14 protein-coding genes are annotated in these 13734 nt (G+C 39.4%); 10 read left to right on the top strand and 4 right to left on the bottom strand.

The genetic code is table 11. The annotated features are described in order from the left end of the window. Window positions 1-2 precede the first annotated feature (2 nt). The 3 genes from AC5WOF_RS06910 (at window position 3) to AC5WOF_RS06900 (ending at window position 2847) form a co-directional block, all read left to right on the top strand. Window positions 3-1085 (top strand): D-alanine--D-alanine ligase family protein, encoded by a 1083-nt coding sequence (locus AC5WOF_RS06910; RefSeq protein WP_496049210.1) that lies wholly within the window; start codon window positions 3-5, stop codon window positions 1083-1085. A gap of 90 nt (window positions 1086-1175) precedes the next feature. Then, a complete protein-coding gene (locus tag AC5WOF_RS06905; RefSeq protein WP_496049209.1) occupies window positions 1176-2090 on the top strand; it encodes an ABC transporter ATP-binding protein in 915 nt (304 codons plus the stop codon). Next, the gene (locus AC5WOF_RS06900; protein WP_496049208.1) at window positions 2083-2847 is read left to right on the top strand and encodes a DUF2705 family protein; all 765 of its coding nucleotides are present in this window, start codon (window positions 2083-2085) and stop codon (window positions 2845-2847) included. The genes AC5WOF_RS06905 and AC5WOF_RS06900 overlap by 8 nt, the downstream gene beginning before the upstream one ends. Before the next feature lie 41 nt (window positions 2848-2888). Here the strand turns inward: AC5WOF_RS06900 and map are convergent, their stop codons facing one another. Both map and AC5WOF_RS06890 read right to left on the bottom strand, forming a co-directional pair. Then, complete coding sequence (map, locus tag AC5WOF_RS06895; RefSeq protein ID WP_496049207.1) at window positions 2889-3632, bottom strand: type I methionyl aminopeptidase; 744 nt, start codon at window positions 3630-3632, stop codon at window positions 2889-2891. Between the two features lie 10 nt (window positions 3633-3642). Beyond that, entirely contained in the window at window positions 3643-4113 is a 471-nt protein-coding gene (locus tag AC5WOF_RS06890) for a hypothetical protein (RefSeq protein ID WP_496049206.1), read from the bottom strand. 171 nt (window positions 4114-4284) lie between these two features. Here AC5WOF_RS06890 and hemA point away from each other — a divergent pair, with 171 nt between their 5' ends. The 7 genes from hemA to ahbA are packed head-to-tail and all read left to right on the top strand — an operon-like array spanning window position 4285 to window position 11596. Next, window positions 4285-5613: a glutamyl-tRNA reductase gene (gene hemA / locus AC5WOF_RS06885; protein WP_496049205.1), complete on the top strand. Its 1329-nt coding sequence runs from the start codon at window positions 4285-4287 to the stop codon at window positions 5611-5613. Window positions 5614-5623: 10 nt separating this feature from the next. Continuing rightward, a complete protein-coding gene (locus AC5WOF_RS06880; RefSeq protein WP_496049204.1) occupies window positions 5624-6442 on the top strand; it encodes a cytochrome C assembly family protein in 819 nt (272 codons plus the stop codon). Window positions 6443-6457: 15 nt separating this feature from the next. Further along, window positions 6458-7123: a precorrin-2 dehydrogenase/sirohydrochlorin ferrochelatase family protein gene (locus AC5WOF_RS06875; RefSeq protein ID WP_496049203.1), complete on the top strand. Its 666-nt coding sequence runs from the start codon at window positions 6458-6460 to the stop codon at window positions 7121-7123. After that, entirely contained in the window at window positions 7111-8019 is a 909-nt protein-coding gene (hemC, locus tag AC5WOF_RS06870; RefSeq protein WP_496049202.1) for a hydroxymethylbilane synthase, read from the top strand. Before AC5WOF_RS06875 ends, hemC begins: the two co-directional genes overlap by 13 nt. 14 nt (window positions 8020-8033) lie before the next feature. Continuing rightward, window positions 8034-9548, top strand: a complete 1515-nt coding sequence (gene cobA / locus AC5WOF_RS06865) for a uroporphyrinogen-III C-methyltransferase (RefSeq protein WP_496049201.1) — start codon at window positions 8034-8036, stop codon at window positions 9546-9548. A gap of 26 nt (window positions 9549-9574) precedes the next feature. Beyond that, window positions 9575-10552 carry a porphobilinogen synthase gene (gene hemB / locus AC5WOF_RS06860; protein WP_496049200.1) on the top strand — a complete coding sequence of 326 codons (978 nt, stop codon included), beginning with the start codon at window positions 9575-9577 and terminating at the stop codon, window positions 10550-10552. A 3-nt stretch (window positions 10553-10555) separates the two neighbouring features. Then, entirely contained in the window at window positions 10556-11596 is a 1041-nt protein-coding gene (gene ahbA, locus AC5WOF_RS06855) for a siroheme decarboxylase subunit alpha (RefSeq protein ID WP_496049199.1), read from the top strand. 184 nt (window positions 11597-11780) lie between these two features. On the opposite strand, the gene AC5WOF_RS06850 is transcribed toward ahbA, so the two are convergent. After that, a complete protein-coding gene (locus AC5WOF_RS06850) occupies window positions 11781-12548 on the bottom strand; it encodes a MerR family transcriptional regulator (protein WP_496049198.1) in 768 nt (255 codons plus the stop codon). Beyond that, window positions 12523-13452: a DUF2268 domain-containing putative Zn-dependent protease gene (locus AC5WOF_RS06845; protein ID WP_496049197.1), complete on the bottom strand. Its 930-nt coding sequence runs from the start codon at window positions 13450-13452 to the stop codon at window positions 12523-12525. The genes AC5WOF_RS06850 and AC5WOF_RS06845 overlap by 26 nt, the downstream gene beginning before the upstream one ends. Window positions 13453-13734: the final 282 nt, after the last annotated feature.

Genomic DNA, 13734 nt, shown 5'->3' with positions numbered 1-13734 from the left:
TCATGAGCAAAAAAAAATGTGTGGCAATTGTTTTTGGGGGCAAATCTGGGGAACATGACGTGAGTCTATTGTCTGCTTCTTCTGTGCTCCAAGCGCTTGATCGATCCAAATATGTACCATTACTAGTAGGTATCAGTCAAACTGGTGAATGGCTTACTGGAGAAGAAGTATCTACTTATTTGAGTAACCATTTAGATACAGTGTTTTTGGACCAATTAAGGCTGGAACTACCAGGTGTAGAAAGTTATCGAGGTAACACTTTTCCATCCGTAACTTTTGAATTAGCTGATGTTGTATTTCCAGTATTACATGGAACTTTTGGAGAAGATGGCACGATACAAGGAATGCTTGAGATGTTAAATTTCCCTTATGCCGGAGCAGGGGTACTTGCATCCGCAACTGGGATGGATAAAGCAATCAGCAAAGTGCTCTTCAAAGATGCAGGTTTAGTACAAGCGAAATATCTCGTAGCCCAATTTTCTGAGTCATCCGAAGCAATTATTCAAAAAGTGGAACAGCTGCTAGGGTATCCATGTTTTGTGAAACCAGCAAATTTAGGCTCAAGTGTTGGTATTTCCAAAGCCGAGAATAGAGATTCTTTGGAGATTGCGATCTCTACTGCTCGAGAGTATGATCGGAAAATCGTGATTGAAGAATTTGTTCCAGCACGTGAAATTGAAGTAGCAATATTGGGAAATGAGAATCCAAAAGCATCCAATCCGGGTGAAATCATTTCTTCCAATGACTATTATGACTATGAAGCCAAATACATAAGTGGTACTTCACAGATGCAGATACCTGCTGTCTTACCTGAGTCTACATTGGAACAAATAAAAGAAATGGCAATTACCGCATATCAGGCAATAAACGGAAGTGGGCTGGCCCGAGTAGACTTTTTCGTTCATAAAAATAGCGGTCAAATTTATATTAATGAAATCAACACGATGCCAGGTTTTACTGCATATAGTATGTATCCGAAAATGTGGGAGGAATCTGGTTTAGCCTATACAGACCTTATTACGGAACTGATTGAATTAGGGATACAACGCCATCGTTTAAAAGTAGCTCTAAATACTAGTAGATGATGATATAAGCATGTGTCTAGGACATAAAGAGGGTTCCATTTGGAGCCCATTTTTAATAGGATGTAAAAAAGGGGACAGAGGGGTTTTTGGATGACAAAGCAACCTGTTGTGCAATTAGAAAATATTTCAAAAGTAATTGGAAATAAAATGATCATTGATCAGCTGTCATTTGAATTATATCCAGGAGAAGTAGTTGGTTTTTTGGGTCCAAATGGAGCAGGAAAAACAACTACCATCCGTATGATAGTAGGGTTGATGACTCCGACATCAGGGAAAATATTGATCGAAGGGATTGATATTGACCGAGAGTTTGAAAAAGCAATCCGTCATGTGGGAGCGATTGTAGAAAATCCAGAGCTATATAAATATATGTCTGGTTACAATAATTTGGTGCACTATGCAAGAATGGTAGATGGAGTTACAGAAGAGAGAATAGAAGAAGTCATCGAGCTAGTAGGCTTACAAAGTAGAATTGAACAGAAAGTAAAAACATATTCTTTAGGTATGCGCCAGCGTTTAGGACTAGCACAAGCCCTTTTACATAAACCGAGACTGCTCATATTGGATGAGCCGACAAACGGGCTTGACCCTGCGGGGATACGTGAATTTCGAGACTATTTGCGGCAGGTCGCAGATCAAGAGGGAGTTTGTGTACTTGTTTCCAGCCATTTGTTGTCCGAAATTGAATTGATGTGTGATCGTACACTCATCATACAATCAGGAAAATTAATTGGAGAAAAACAAATACATGTAAAACAAGAAAAATCATCTGAACGACAGATTGTTCGGTTTGAAGTTTCTCCTGTGGATCAAGCTATTCCCTTGTTGGATTCTACCTATCAAACTGTTGTTGGCGGTTTTGAAGTGGAGATTGATCACGATGCCGTTCCAGTTCTAGTACAAAAGTTGGTGGCAGCGAATATCCAGATATTTGCGATAGAGACAAGAGTAAAATCACTAGAAGATGAGTTTTTGGAGATCACAGGGGGGAAATCGGTTGATTAAATTTATTCGTCTCATTCAAAATGAAAACATGAAAATGTTTAGCCGTGTGAGCAATTGGGTGATGGTCGGCTTCTTTTTTCTCGTCATCTTATTTAATGTGGCGATGACACCAGCTGATCTGCCTAACGCATCAGTCGAAGATCAGTTCTCCTATTTTTTGAGCAGCTCCGATTCTCCGCTCATGGTTATCACTGCACTATCGATTATTTGGGCGTCAAGTATTATGGCAGCGGAATTTTCGTCTGGTACGATTAAACTACTCCTCATTCGTCCTGTCACCCGTGTAAAGATACTGTGGTCCAAATATACACTAGTTGTGATGTATGCTTTGGGAATGACTCTTATTTATTTTTTACTGACCGTTCTGTTTGGTTATCTTCTATATCCAGACGTTTCGTTTCCAAATGAAGCCATAACTACTTTAGCTAAAATTTCAGGGCTGTCTTTTATTGAATCATTATTTATGATTACTCTTACCTATTTTATCGCAGTTACTTCTTATAATCGATCGTTGGCTCTAGGTATTTCCTTATTTCTCTATCTTATGAGCTCTGTACTTGCTTTTGTGTTACAAACCAAGCCATGGTCCAAATATTTATTCTTTACCCAATTAAACTTAACCAAGTATGCTTCTTTTGATGGTGGTATCTCAGCGATGAATACCTTGTCTTTTGCCTTATGTGTGCTCGGTGTATATTTCGTTTTATTTATTGCTGCGACTTGGATTACATTTTCAAGTCGTGATGTAGCAAGTTAATAAAAAACTTGTGCCAAATTGATCGACGGCACAAGTTTTTATTATTGTTCTGTTAAAATAATGGGACCATCTTTGGTGATAGCCAATGTATGTTCATATTGAGCAGATAAGCTCTCATCCACCGTCACTGCTGTCCATCCATCTCCTAGTACGCGGACATGATGTTTCCCTAGGTTCAGCATCGGTTCTATGGTGAAAACCATGCCTTCTGTAATGAGTGGACCGGTGTGCGGGGTTCCGTAGTGTGGGACTTCTGGTGGCTCATGCATGCGTTTGCCGATTCCATGTCCGATAAAGGGCCGTACGACGGAAAGTCTATTGGATTCTGCAAATGATTGGATCGCATGGGAAATATCTCCAATTCGGTTTCCGATCTGAGCCTGTTCAATCCCTTTATACAATGATTCTTTCGTTAATCGAAGTAATCGATCTGCTTCCTCACTCACTTCACCTACTGCATAGCTCCAAGCAGAATCTGCTAACCATCCATCCACGTTTACCACCATATCAATGGTAACAATGTCGCCATTTTGAAGCGTTTCTTTGCGAGGAAATCCATGACATACTTCATGATTGATAGAGGCACAAGTAGCATATGGGAAGCCTAAGTATCCTTTTTGTTCAGGAGTAGCGCCATGTTGTTCCAAGTAATCTTCGACAAATTGGTCGATCTCCCAAGTCGTGATGCCTGGGACAATGCGTTTGGAAATTTCCCGATGGCAAGAGGCGAGTAGTTGACCTGCTCGTTTCATTTTGTTTATTTCTCCCATAGACTTAATTCCCATTGTACTCCTCCTATTTTTTTACGATAAAGATTGCTCCAAGCCCAACAATGAAAATGGGCCAATATACATTTGTAAAAGTGGCGATTGGAGCTAAATAAGTAATATCTTTTAATCCCGGCCAAGCAAATACACCACTTAACAATAAGACGATACCAATGACTAAAGTTATGTTATTCTGATTCAAGATATATTGTAACATCAATGTTGCCCCAATCATAATGACGATAATACTCCAATGTCTGGGCCATGCAGCAACATATTGGAATCCCCATACGGTTATTCCGATCGTCGCAAAAATGCCGCCGAGTAATGTCAAATGACTTTGTTTTTGGACAAAAGAAAAGAAAATAAGGAATATACCCACTACAAATAGCAAAAAAGACCAGCTGAGGAATGAAGTTAATTTCGCCCAGTTAGCCTCTACGATCAATAGTATAACACCCATTAACACGAGAAAAAAACCAATCACACGGTTCTGCATGTGTAAGTCGCCCCTTAAGAAAAAACAATTATGAAAGTTTCTTTTCATCATATCACAGATGCTTCATGAGGTGTTCACAGTTGAAGATGGAGTTTGGTAAAGTTTGTGTTATAATGTGAATGGTTTTATGTGCGGTTCTATGTTCATTCTAAAGAATTGAGGTGAGAAAAGATGCATACCCTTGTTGTTGGTCTCAGTCATCAGACTGCTCCGGTTGAGCTTCGGGAGAAGTTTTCTTTTGATCTCGATCGAATTGCCATTGCTCTTCGATCCCTTCGAGATATGAAAAGTATGTTGGAGTGTGTGATTGTGAGCACCTGTAATCGGACAGAGTTATACATTGTAGCTGACCAGCTTCACACTGGGGAGTATTATGCCAAAGCTTTTCTCGAGAGCTGGTTTCGTGTCTCACGAGAGGAATTCGTTCCCCATTTGTATGTGAAGACTAATATGGAAGCAGTCAGGCATTTGTTTCGCGTAGTCTGTGGTTTGGAGTCTTTGGTTATTGGAGAGACACAAATTTTAGGTCAAGTCAAACAAGCTTTCCAGGCGGCTCTACAAGCAGGTACGACTGGCACTCTTTTCAATCATTTATTTAAACAAGCGATCTCACTAGGCAAGAAAGCACATACACAAACGGAAATCGGTCAAAATGCAGTTTCCGTGAGTTATGCAGCAGTGGAATTAGGGAAAAAACTGTTTACTTCCTTTGCTAAGAAAACCATTTTATTGGTTGGAGCTGGGAAGATGAGTGAACTAACCGCAAAACATTTTGGTGCTTCTGGAGTAAAAAATGTGATTGTTGCCAATCGAACTTTTACCAAAGCACAACAATTAGCTGCCGTATTTCAGGGGACTGCTTATCGATGGGAAGACCTTTCTCGGGCATTGCAGGAAGCTGATGTCGTAGTGAGTTCCACAGGAGCAAAACAGTTTGTCATCACTCGTGAAATGGTACAAGCGACATTAGTAAATCGTAAGAAACCTTTATTTTTTATTGATATTGCAGTACCAAGAGATATTGATCCAGCTGTTAATGAACTGGATAATGCATTTCTTTATAATTTGGATGACCTCGAAGAAATTGTGGCTGCAAATGTAGGACTGCGTGAGCAAGAAGCGATCCGCGTGGAAGCATGGATAAAAGAGGAACGAGCATCCTTCCAAGAATGGTTAGACACTCTTGGGGTAGTTCCTGTTATTCGTGCATTGCGCAGTAAATCATTGCAGATTCAAGCTGATGCGATGACAAAGATCGAGCGAAAATTACCTGATCTTACTGAACAACAAAGACGAGTGATCAATAAACAGACAAAAAGTATTGTGAGCCAAATGATGCATGACCCGATTATGCGCATGAAAGAATTAGCTAGTACAGAGGAAAAAGAAGTAGCATTACGATTATTTCAGCATTTATTTGCACTTGAAGTCGAAGATGAGCCAAAAGACCAAGAAGTAAAGAACGTGATGCCAAACGGTTTACCACTTCCGATGAACTAGGGGATTTGTTATGTTTACCGAGCGATGGGTTTTTGATTTTGTCCTTTATGCATATGTTTTAAGTTTGCTTTTTTCTTATGCAACCCTGCTCCGTCCCAACCGACAAGCAAGGATACTATCGAGTTCCTTGCTTATTGTTGTATGGCTCACCCTAACGATGGATATCGTTCTTCGGTTTTGGGCCAAAGGGAATATATATGGACATTTGGAGCCGCTAATGTTATATACATGGGCTTTAATCACGATCACCTTATGTATTTCCCTTGTATTTCAACTCGACTTGTTTGTATTTTGTGCAGGCTTGATAGGAATTACGGTGCTAACCATTCATTTGTTTGTATCAAAAGAAGTAGCACTGACAGCACCTCCTGGGGTGATTTCAGAATTGACGTTTGTGCATATTACCTTAGCCGTCAGTGCATATGCAACATTTTCTCTAGCTGGAATCTGTGCTATGTTGTACTTGATCAGCAGACGATTGTTGAAACAAAAAAAATGGAATTTACTTATGCGTAGATTGCCAAGCCTTGACCGGTTGGAGCAGTTTATGCTTTGGTTTGTTGGAGTGGGAGTAATGCTTTTGTTGGTATCCCTGATTTTAGGTACAATATGGGCATACCAAGTTTATGGACAACTTCACTGGATGGATATAAAAGTTATTGGTTCTCTGTTTCTATTTTTTCTTTATGCGGTTCTTTTTGGCATGGCTTGGAGAAGATGGATAGCAACACAGAAAGTTGCATGGTGGGTACTCATTTCCATGATTTTCGTAATTAGCAATTATTTTTTGTCAAAGGTTTACTTTTCTTTTCATCACTGGATTTCATAAAAAGAGGGGTACTTCATGGCACATTCTTACCCGATGATGGTTGATCTACAAGAGAAAAACGTATTAGTGGTCGGCGGCGGCAGAGTCGCAGAACGGAAAATCCAGTCTTTGCTACCAACAGGTGCTAGCATTATGGTGGTCAGTCCTACCATTACAGATGAAATTCGAAGGCTCACCAAGCAAAAAAAAATTCTGTTGCAATTGCGGGAGTATCAATCTTCGGATGGTGATGATTGCTTTTTTGTTATTGCAGCCACTAACCAAGCCTTGGTCAATCTGCAAATCTATGAAGATGCACAGAAGCGTAACCAATGGATCAATGTCGTCGATCAGCCTTCTCTTTGTAATTTTACTGTTCCATCTGTATTCAAACGAGGAAAACTGACCATATCAGTTTCAACGGAAGGTGCTAGTCCCTCTTTAGCAAAGCAAATAAGACATGATTTAGAATCTCAATTTGGTGATGAATATGCATTATTATTAGAAATAACGCAAGAAATTCGATCAAAATTGCAGTGGGAGATTGATGATTCGCAAACACGTTATCGATTAATGAAAGAACTAGTAAACGATAGATGGATTGAAGTATGTCGTTTGCGTCCTCATGCTGCAAGATCGGAGATGCTGGATTGGATAGACGCACAAATTCATATGAGAGGAGAAGCGAAATGCGGGAATTAATAATAGGAACCAGAAAAAGCCATTTGGCTATTACTCAATCCAATTGGGTGCGTACAAAATTGCTCGAACATAAGCCAGAACTCTCCATTGAATTGGAAAAAATCATAACCAAAGGCGATAAAGTATTAGATGTCACGCTTTCAAAAATTGGAGGAAAAGGATTATTTCTCAAAGAAATCGAACAAGCCCTCTTAGATAAACAAATTGATTTAGCAGTACATAGTTTAAAAGACATGCCTACCGAATTGCCAAAAGGATTGGTTATTGGGTCAGTTCCTATTCGGGAAGATGCACGAGATTGTTTGCTGTCGCGCGATGGGCTTACTTTAGAAGAGCTTCCAACAGGTTCTGTTGTTGGGACAAGTGGTCTTCGTCGGCAAGCACAAGTCTTATCCATCCGGCCTGACTTAGTTGTAGAACCGATCCGCGGTAACGTGGAAACACGAATCGCCAAATTGCGCGATGGAAAATTTGATGCTATTATTCTTGCGGTAGCTGGATTAAAGAGAATAAATTTATGCGATGAAATCAGTGAGTATTTATCCATTACTACCATGCTGCCTTGTGTAGGACAAGGAGCATTGGCGATCGAATGCCGTGAGGAAGATCAAGAGATGTTAACATTGCTTCAAGGAATTCATGATGAAGCATCTGGAAATGCTGTGAAAGCTGAACGTGCTTTTTTACAAGCGATAGAAGGGAGCTGTCATCTCCCTGTGGCAGGATATGGTATTTGGAAAGAAGATAAGGTTCACCTAACAGGATTGGTTGCTTCTCCAACAGGTAAACCTATTATTAAAGGGATAGAAATTGGTACAAATCCGATTGAAGTTGGGAAACAACTAGCTAAAAAGTTAATGGAACAAGGTGCAAAAGAGATTTTGGCCGCGGTATAGAGGAGTGCTTATAGATGAGTGCTATGGTTTATTTAGTAGGTGCGGGTCCTGGAGATCCAAAGTTGATCACGGTTAAAGGCAAAGAAGCGATCGCAAAAGCTGATGTAATTGTATATGACCGTTTGGCCAGCCCGCAACTGTTGCAAAATGCCCGTCCGGAAGCAGAGCGAATTTATGTAGGAAAGTTGCCAGACCGCCATACTTTAACCCAGGAAGAAATCAATCAGCTATTAGTTGAAAAAGCAAAAGCAGGCCTTATTGTTACTCGATTGAAAGGGGGAGACCCTTTTATTTTTGGTCGTGGAGGAGAAGAGGCAGAGACTTTAGTTGATGCAGGAATTCCTTTTGAAGTTGTCCCAGGGATTACTTCAGCTGTAGCAGTGCCAGCATATGCAGGTATCCCAGTTACGCACCGTGATTTTAACTCCTCCTTTTCTATTATTACGGGTCATGAACGGCCTGAGAAGACCGAGTCATCTATCAACTGGGAAAAGCTGGCTACTGCAACAGAGACGCTTATTTTTTTGATGGGTGTCTCGAATTTATCTTTTATTGTGAAACAACTCACGAAATATGGACGTGATGCACAAACACCAATCGCTCTGGTTCGCTGGGGAACGAGAATTGAACAGGAGACATTAGTTGGAACCTTATCTGACATCGTTGAAAAGGTAGAGGCAACAAAGTTTAGCTCTCCAGCGATCATTATTGTAGGAGAAGTAGTGAAACTTAGAGAGAAGTTATCATGGTTTGAAAAAAAAGCATTGTTTGGTAAACGAATATTGATAACGCGGGCGAGAAGTCAAAGCAGTGAACTGGCGGAAATGATAAATGAGCTTGGTGGCGAAGCGATTGAATTTCCAGTAATTCGGTTAGTCGAACCACACCACGGGGATGTTTTTAATGAGGCACTGCATCATATATCCGATTACAATTGGGTGATCTTTACGAGTGTAAATGGAGTAAAATACTTCTTTGATCGGATACGCAAACAAAAGATAGATATTCGTCAAATGACAAATGCAAGACTGGCAGCCATAGGTCCAAAAACGGCTGCTGCGTTAGAAGAGAAAGGACTCCTTGTAGAATCCTTACCTGAAGAATATAAAGCTGAGTCACTAGTTGAACGTCTGCGCCCGCTTGTAAAGGAAAGAGATAAAATCCTTTTGCCACGTGCAGATATCGCACGTGAAGTTTTGGCAGAAGGACTCCGTGAAATGGGCTGTGATGTGACCGAAGTCGATGCTTATGATACAAAAATAGATGCTACCAATGCTCATGGCATCGTGAAAATGCTTCAGCGGCAGCAGATTCATATCATAACGTTTACTAGTTCTTCTACGGTACGTAATTTCATACATGCCATCCGCCTTGCCACAACGGATATTCAAACCGTTTTGCAACATACAAAAATCGCTTGTATCGGTCCTATTACAGCGAAAACAGCAGAGAGCCTTGGCCTTAAAGTAGATGTAGTGGCAAAAGAATACACCATCGATGGCTTAGTACAAGCAATACAAACATTATAAACATTATAATTGGGGGAGGACTTCCTATGCAGTTTCACCGCCATCGTCGTTTGCGACGCAATCAAGCAATTCGTAACATGGTCAAAGAAAATCATGTTCGTGTTGAAGATTTTATCTATCCGATCTTTGTGGTAGAAGGGGAAAATAAAAAAGAAGAAATTTCTTCTATGCCTGGTGTATTTCATTTTTCATTGGACCGCTTAAATGAAGAAGTAGAGGAATTAGTTTCACTTGGAATTGTATCGATCATGATCTTTGGTGTTCCTCACGATAAAGATGAATGTGGATCATCAGCAGATGATGCACATGGTATCGTGCAGAAGGCAATTCGCCAAGTGAAAGAAAATTTCCCTGATTTATATGTGATGGCAGATACCTGTCTCTGTCAGTTTACTTCTCATGGGCATTGTGGTGTCGTAGAAGATGGAGAAATTGTAAATGATGCCTCGCTAGAGCGACTAGCAGCTACCGCTGTTTCTCAAGCTAAAGCGGGAGCAGATATGATCGCACCATCCAATATGATGGATGGATTTGTAGCTGCGATCCGCAAAGGATTGGATGAGGCCGGATTTGAAGATGTTCCGATCTTATCTTATGCTGTTAAATATGCTTCTGGCTTCTATGGACCATTCCGCGATGCGGTGCATAGTGCTCCACAATTTGGTGATCGCCGCACTTATCAGATGGACCCAGCAAATGCAAGAGAAGCACTGCGTGAAGCAGCTTCTGATGTTGCTGAAGGTGCAGACATGTTGATGGTAAAACCAGGACTTCCCTATCTAGACATTATTCATCGGGTATACCAAGAATTCAATCTTCCTGTTGTTGCGTATAACGTCAGTGGTGAATACGCGATGGTCAAAGCCGCTGCTATCAATGGCTGGATAGATGAAAAGAGAGTAGTAGAGGAAACATTGACTAGCTTTAAACGAGCGGGAGCAGAATTGATTCTCACCTACCATGCCAAAGATTTTGCCAAATGGTTAAAAGAAGGGAGTATATAAAACATGGATCATCTTGATCAAGAACTGCTGAACATACTCCAAGCTGGATTAGAGCTCGTTCCACAGCCTTTTCAAGCAATCGCTGATAAACTTGGAATACCAGAATCAGAAGTATTAGAACGTACCAAGAAATTAAAAGGGGATTCCATTCGTCAGTTATCTGCGATTTTTGATACCCGAACACTAGGATATAAATCAAGCCTTGTAGCGGCAAAAATTCCAGAAGATCGCTTGGATCAAGCAGCACAAATAATCAACCAACACCCAGGTGTTACCCATAATTACAAACGAAACCATGATTATAACCTCTGGTTTACGATTGCAGTTCCTCCAAACAGCAAACTCGGTTTAGAAAAAACCGTCGATTTGCTTGGGAGACTAGCAGGTGTTGATATCATAAGGCTGATGCCAACATTAAAATTGTATAAAATCGGTGTACAGCTAGACATGACTGGCAAAGAAGATACAACCAAAGCAAAAGCCAAACCGCAGTATACCGAAGCAGATCGACAAAATGCAGTGAAAGAAATTACTGATTTTGATATTGCTGTGATCCGCCAATTACAAAAAGATTTACCAATTGTTTCCCGTCCATTTGATGACTGGGCAAACGAAATTGGGGTAACAACAGAAGAACTCCTTTCTGCTGGTAAACAGATGATCGAGCGCAAACAAATGCGCCGTTTTTCCGCTGTTCTTAACCACCGCAAAGCAGGATTCCGTTTTAATGGGATGGGTGTATGGGCAGTACCAGAAGAAAAGACAGATGAAATAGGATATGAGATGGCAGCATTCAAAGCAGTGAGTCATTGTTACTTGCGTCCTACTTATCCGGATTGGCCATATACCATTTTCACAATGGTACATGGGAGAACACATGAAGAATGTGAAGATATACTGCAAGCGATCGAAGATGAAACAGGTATAAAACAACGAGCTACGCTATATTCGACCAAAGAGTATAAAAAAACGAGAGTTTCCTACTTTACACCAGAGATGGAAGTATGGGAAGGAAAAATTATCGAAGAAGGATTACATGTATAGCAGGAAAAAAACCACCTTTTCGTTATAGAGAAGGTGATGGGATAGCGTCTGGAAAACGAATACAACTTTAAGAAAGTTTTAATAGAAAGCCCAATTTCTCCATTTAAATGTGGAGAAATTGGGCTTTTTCGTTCGGAAAATCTATTCAATGGGTTTAAATTTTCAAGCTAGAAAAGTATGTGATTTATTCCTTTTTCTGGTTGATATGATGCATAATAGCGTTGTATAAAAAATCGGCTAAGTCTTCATCACTGAATTGATTGATATAACTTTTGAATCGATTATGAAATTTATACGTATTTGCAATACATGTTAATATCTCAGAGTCACAAACGATAGCTTGTTCTAGATTACTTTTCCATTCTGTAATTAATTGCTGTACTTCATCAGAAGAAGGAGACTGGTTTATACAGGATGCCATTCTTCTAAATACACTTTCCATGTTTTGCTCAAATACAGAGAATAAGTTTGCTTTTTCACTACGAGAGAGTTTTTCCAGTCTCCTCTCAAATTCTTTGTATTTTTCTGTTTCTCCATAGAAGAATTTCGCTTCATGAGCATACTGTTCTTGTAATGGTAAAATAGATGAATCATGAAAAATACGTAGGTTGTAGATATCTTTTCCAGATACATACTCGTCCAATGCAGTAATGATTGTTTCCAATCGTTGTTTTTTTAACAATAAAGTTTGGCTATGCTTTTTTAATAATTGTTTCTGTTCTTTCTTCGAAAGTTTCAAAATGTCCTTAATCTCTTGAAGGGAAAAATCCATTTCCTTTAAAAATAAAATGGTTTGTAGTTTTGCTAAACTATTTCTATCATAGAGCCGGTAACCATTTTCCGTAAGATGAGTTGGCTTCAATAAATTTATCTTATCGTAATAATGTAAGGTTCTTTTTGTTATGCCTGTAATTTGAACAATATCTTTAACTGCTAATAATTGTTTCTTCATCCCAAAATCCTTTTACTTCATCTAATATGACATTCGCTGGAGTAATAGTAGCTTCATAAATAGTTTTACCTGTTTTTTCTAAATAGTATTTGATTAAATAATATCCACAGGCATAACCGGCACTATAAGGCATATTAACTGGTGTAAAGTTTTGAAGTTTTGCTAATTCATCACCGTAAAGATACGGTGACAAATTCTCAAAGCCTCTTAGTTGTAATTTTTCCTTGAGCACAGGTTTAATACGCTTATTAAGAGTTTGCCTATCTGTTTTCGATACCCAAGGTCCGAGCATCTCCTCTCCAAAAATAGAAGTAGCATAGTTTTCTGCTAACCCTTCACTCACAACTAATTCACCTAATGTAACAGCAAAATGATCCCATTTAATAAATTGATAGCGGACGTTATGATTACATTCATGAGCTAAAGCTGCCTTCATTCGAGGTATGGTATATTCATTTGGCACAAGTGTACCAAAAATATAGCCAGGAATACCCCCATCGCCACTGTATCCCTCATTTATCATCAAGAAAGGGCTATTTTTATTCCCCAATAGAATAGTGAATAAATAATCAGATACACGGAGATTCACGCCATGTTCTGTAAATAAGCGAAAGCTTTTCTTAACTGCTTCTTCACACTCATCCCAAAAGGCATCGGACGAAATTAATTCTAATTCTGTTGAAATCTCATTGGTGATCTGAGAAGGTGTGATGTGCGTCATATTATTCAACATAATAACATCAAAACCATCGGGCTCCTCAGCTTTAAAAGGGATATGTTGTATTTCCCATTTTTTCATAAATGGAGTAAACATTTCTTGTCTGAATAATTCAACTTTTTCTTCTTGTGGAGCTTCTAAAACTTTACGATATATTTTATCTGATCGTAATGCTTTTATATTCACTTTTTTCACCTCTTATTTGATTTAGATAAAATTATGCACTATGACGTAACGTTACAGTCAAGGGATCTATTGAAGAATAAAACAGGGAGAGGATTGTTTTTGAAACATTATGATCTTCTGTATTTGGTCTACCTTTTTGAAAAAATTATTTCACGGTGTAAATCTTCCATATGCTAATTTTATTAAACTAAATTTTTCTGATAAAATGTAAATAACCCCGAAAGATGGGAGAATCAGCATGCAGAAAAGGACAGGTGAATTCAAAGGCGCCATCGAAAACAA

This window comes from Shimazuella sp. NTD250 (assembly GCF_059510375.1).
Note: the sequence above shows the minus strand (reverse complement) of the source record. Positions and strands in the feature narration are given on the sequence as shown.

What these genes read in the sequence shown, in the direction of transcription:
- AC5WOF_RS06910 (WP_496049210.1), top strand. Translation starts at nt 3, where the DNA reads ATGAGCAAAAAAAAATGTGTGGCAATTGTTTTTGGGGGCAAATCTGGG.
- AC5WOF_RS06905 (WP_496049209.1), top strand. Translation starts at nt 1,176, where the DNA reads ATGACAAAGCAACCTGTTGTGCAATTAGAAAATATTTCAAAAGTAATT.
- map (WP_496049207.1), bottom strand. Translation starts at nt 3,632, where the DNA reads ATGGGAATTAAGTCTATGGGAGAAATAAACAAAATGAAACGAGCAGGT.
- AC5WOF_RS06890 (WP_496049206.1), bottom strand. Translation starts at nt 4,113, where the DNA reads ATGCAGAACCGTGTGATTGGTTTTTTTCTCGTGTTAATGGGTGTTATA.
- hemA (WP_496049205.1), top strand. Translation starts at nt 4,285, where the DNA reads ATGCATACCCTTGTTGTTGGTCTCAGTCATCAGACTGCTCCGGTTGAG.
- AC5WOF_RS06880 (WP_496049204.1), top strand. Translation starts at nt 5,624, where the DNA reads ATGTTTACCGAGCGATGGGTTTTTGATTTTGTCCTTTATGCATATGTT.
- AC5WOF_RS06875 (WP_496049203.1), top strand. Translation starts at nt 6,458, where the DNA reads ATGGCACATTCTTACCCGATGATGGTTGATCTACAAGAGAAAAACGTA.
- hemC (WP_496049202.1), top strand. Translation starts at nt 7,111, where the DNA reads ATGCGGGAATTAATAATAGGAACCAGAAAAAGCCATTTGGCTATTACT.
- cobA (WP_496049201.1), top strand. Translation starts at nt 8,034, where the DNA reads ATGAGTGCTATGGTTTATTTAGTAGGTGCGGGTCCTGGAGATCCAAAG.
- hemB (WP_496049200.1), top strand. Translation starts at nt 9,575, where the DNA reads ATGCAGTTTCACCGCCATCGTCGTTTGCGACGCAATCAAGCAATTCGT.
- ahbA (WP_496049199.1), top strand. Translation starts at nt 10,556, where the DNA reads ATGGATCATCTTGATCAAGAACTGCTGAACATACTCCAAGCTGGATTA.
- AC5WOF_RS06850 (WP_496049198.1), bottom strand. Translation starts at nt 12,548, where the DNA reads ATGAAGAAACAATTATTAGCAGTTAAAGATATTGTTCAAATTACAGGC.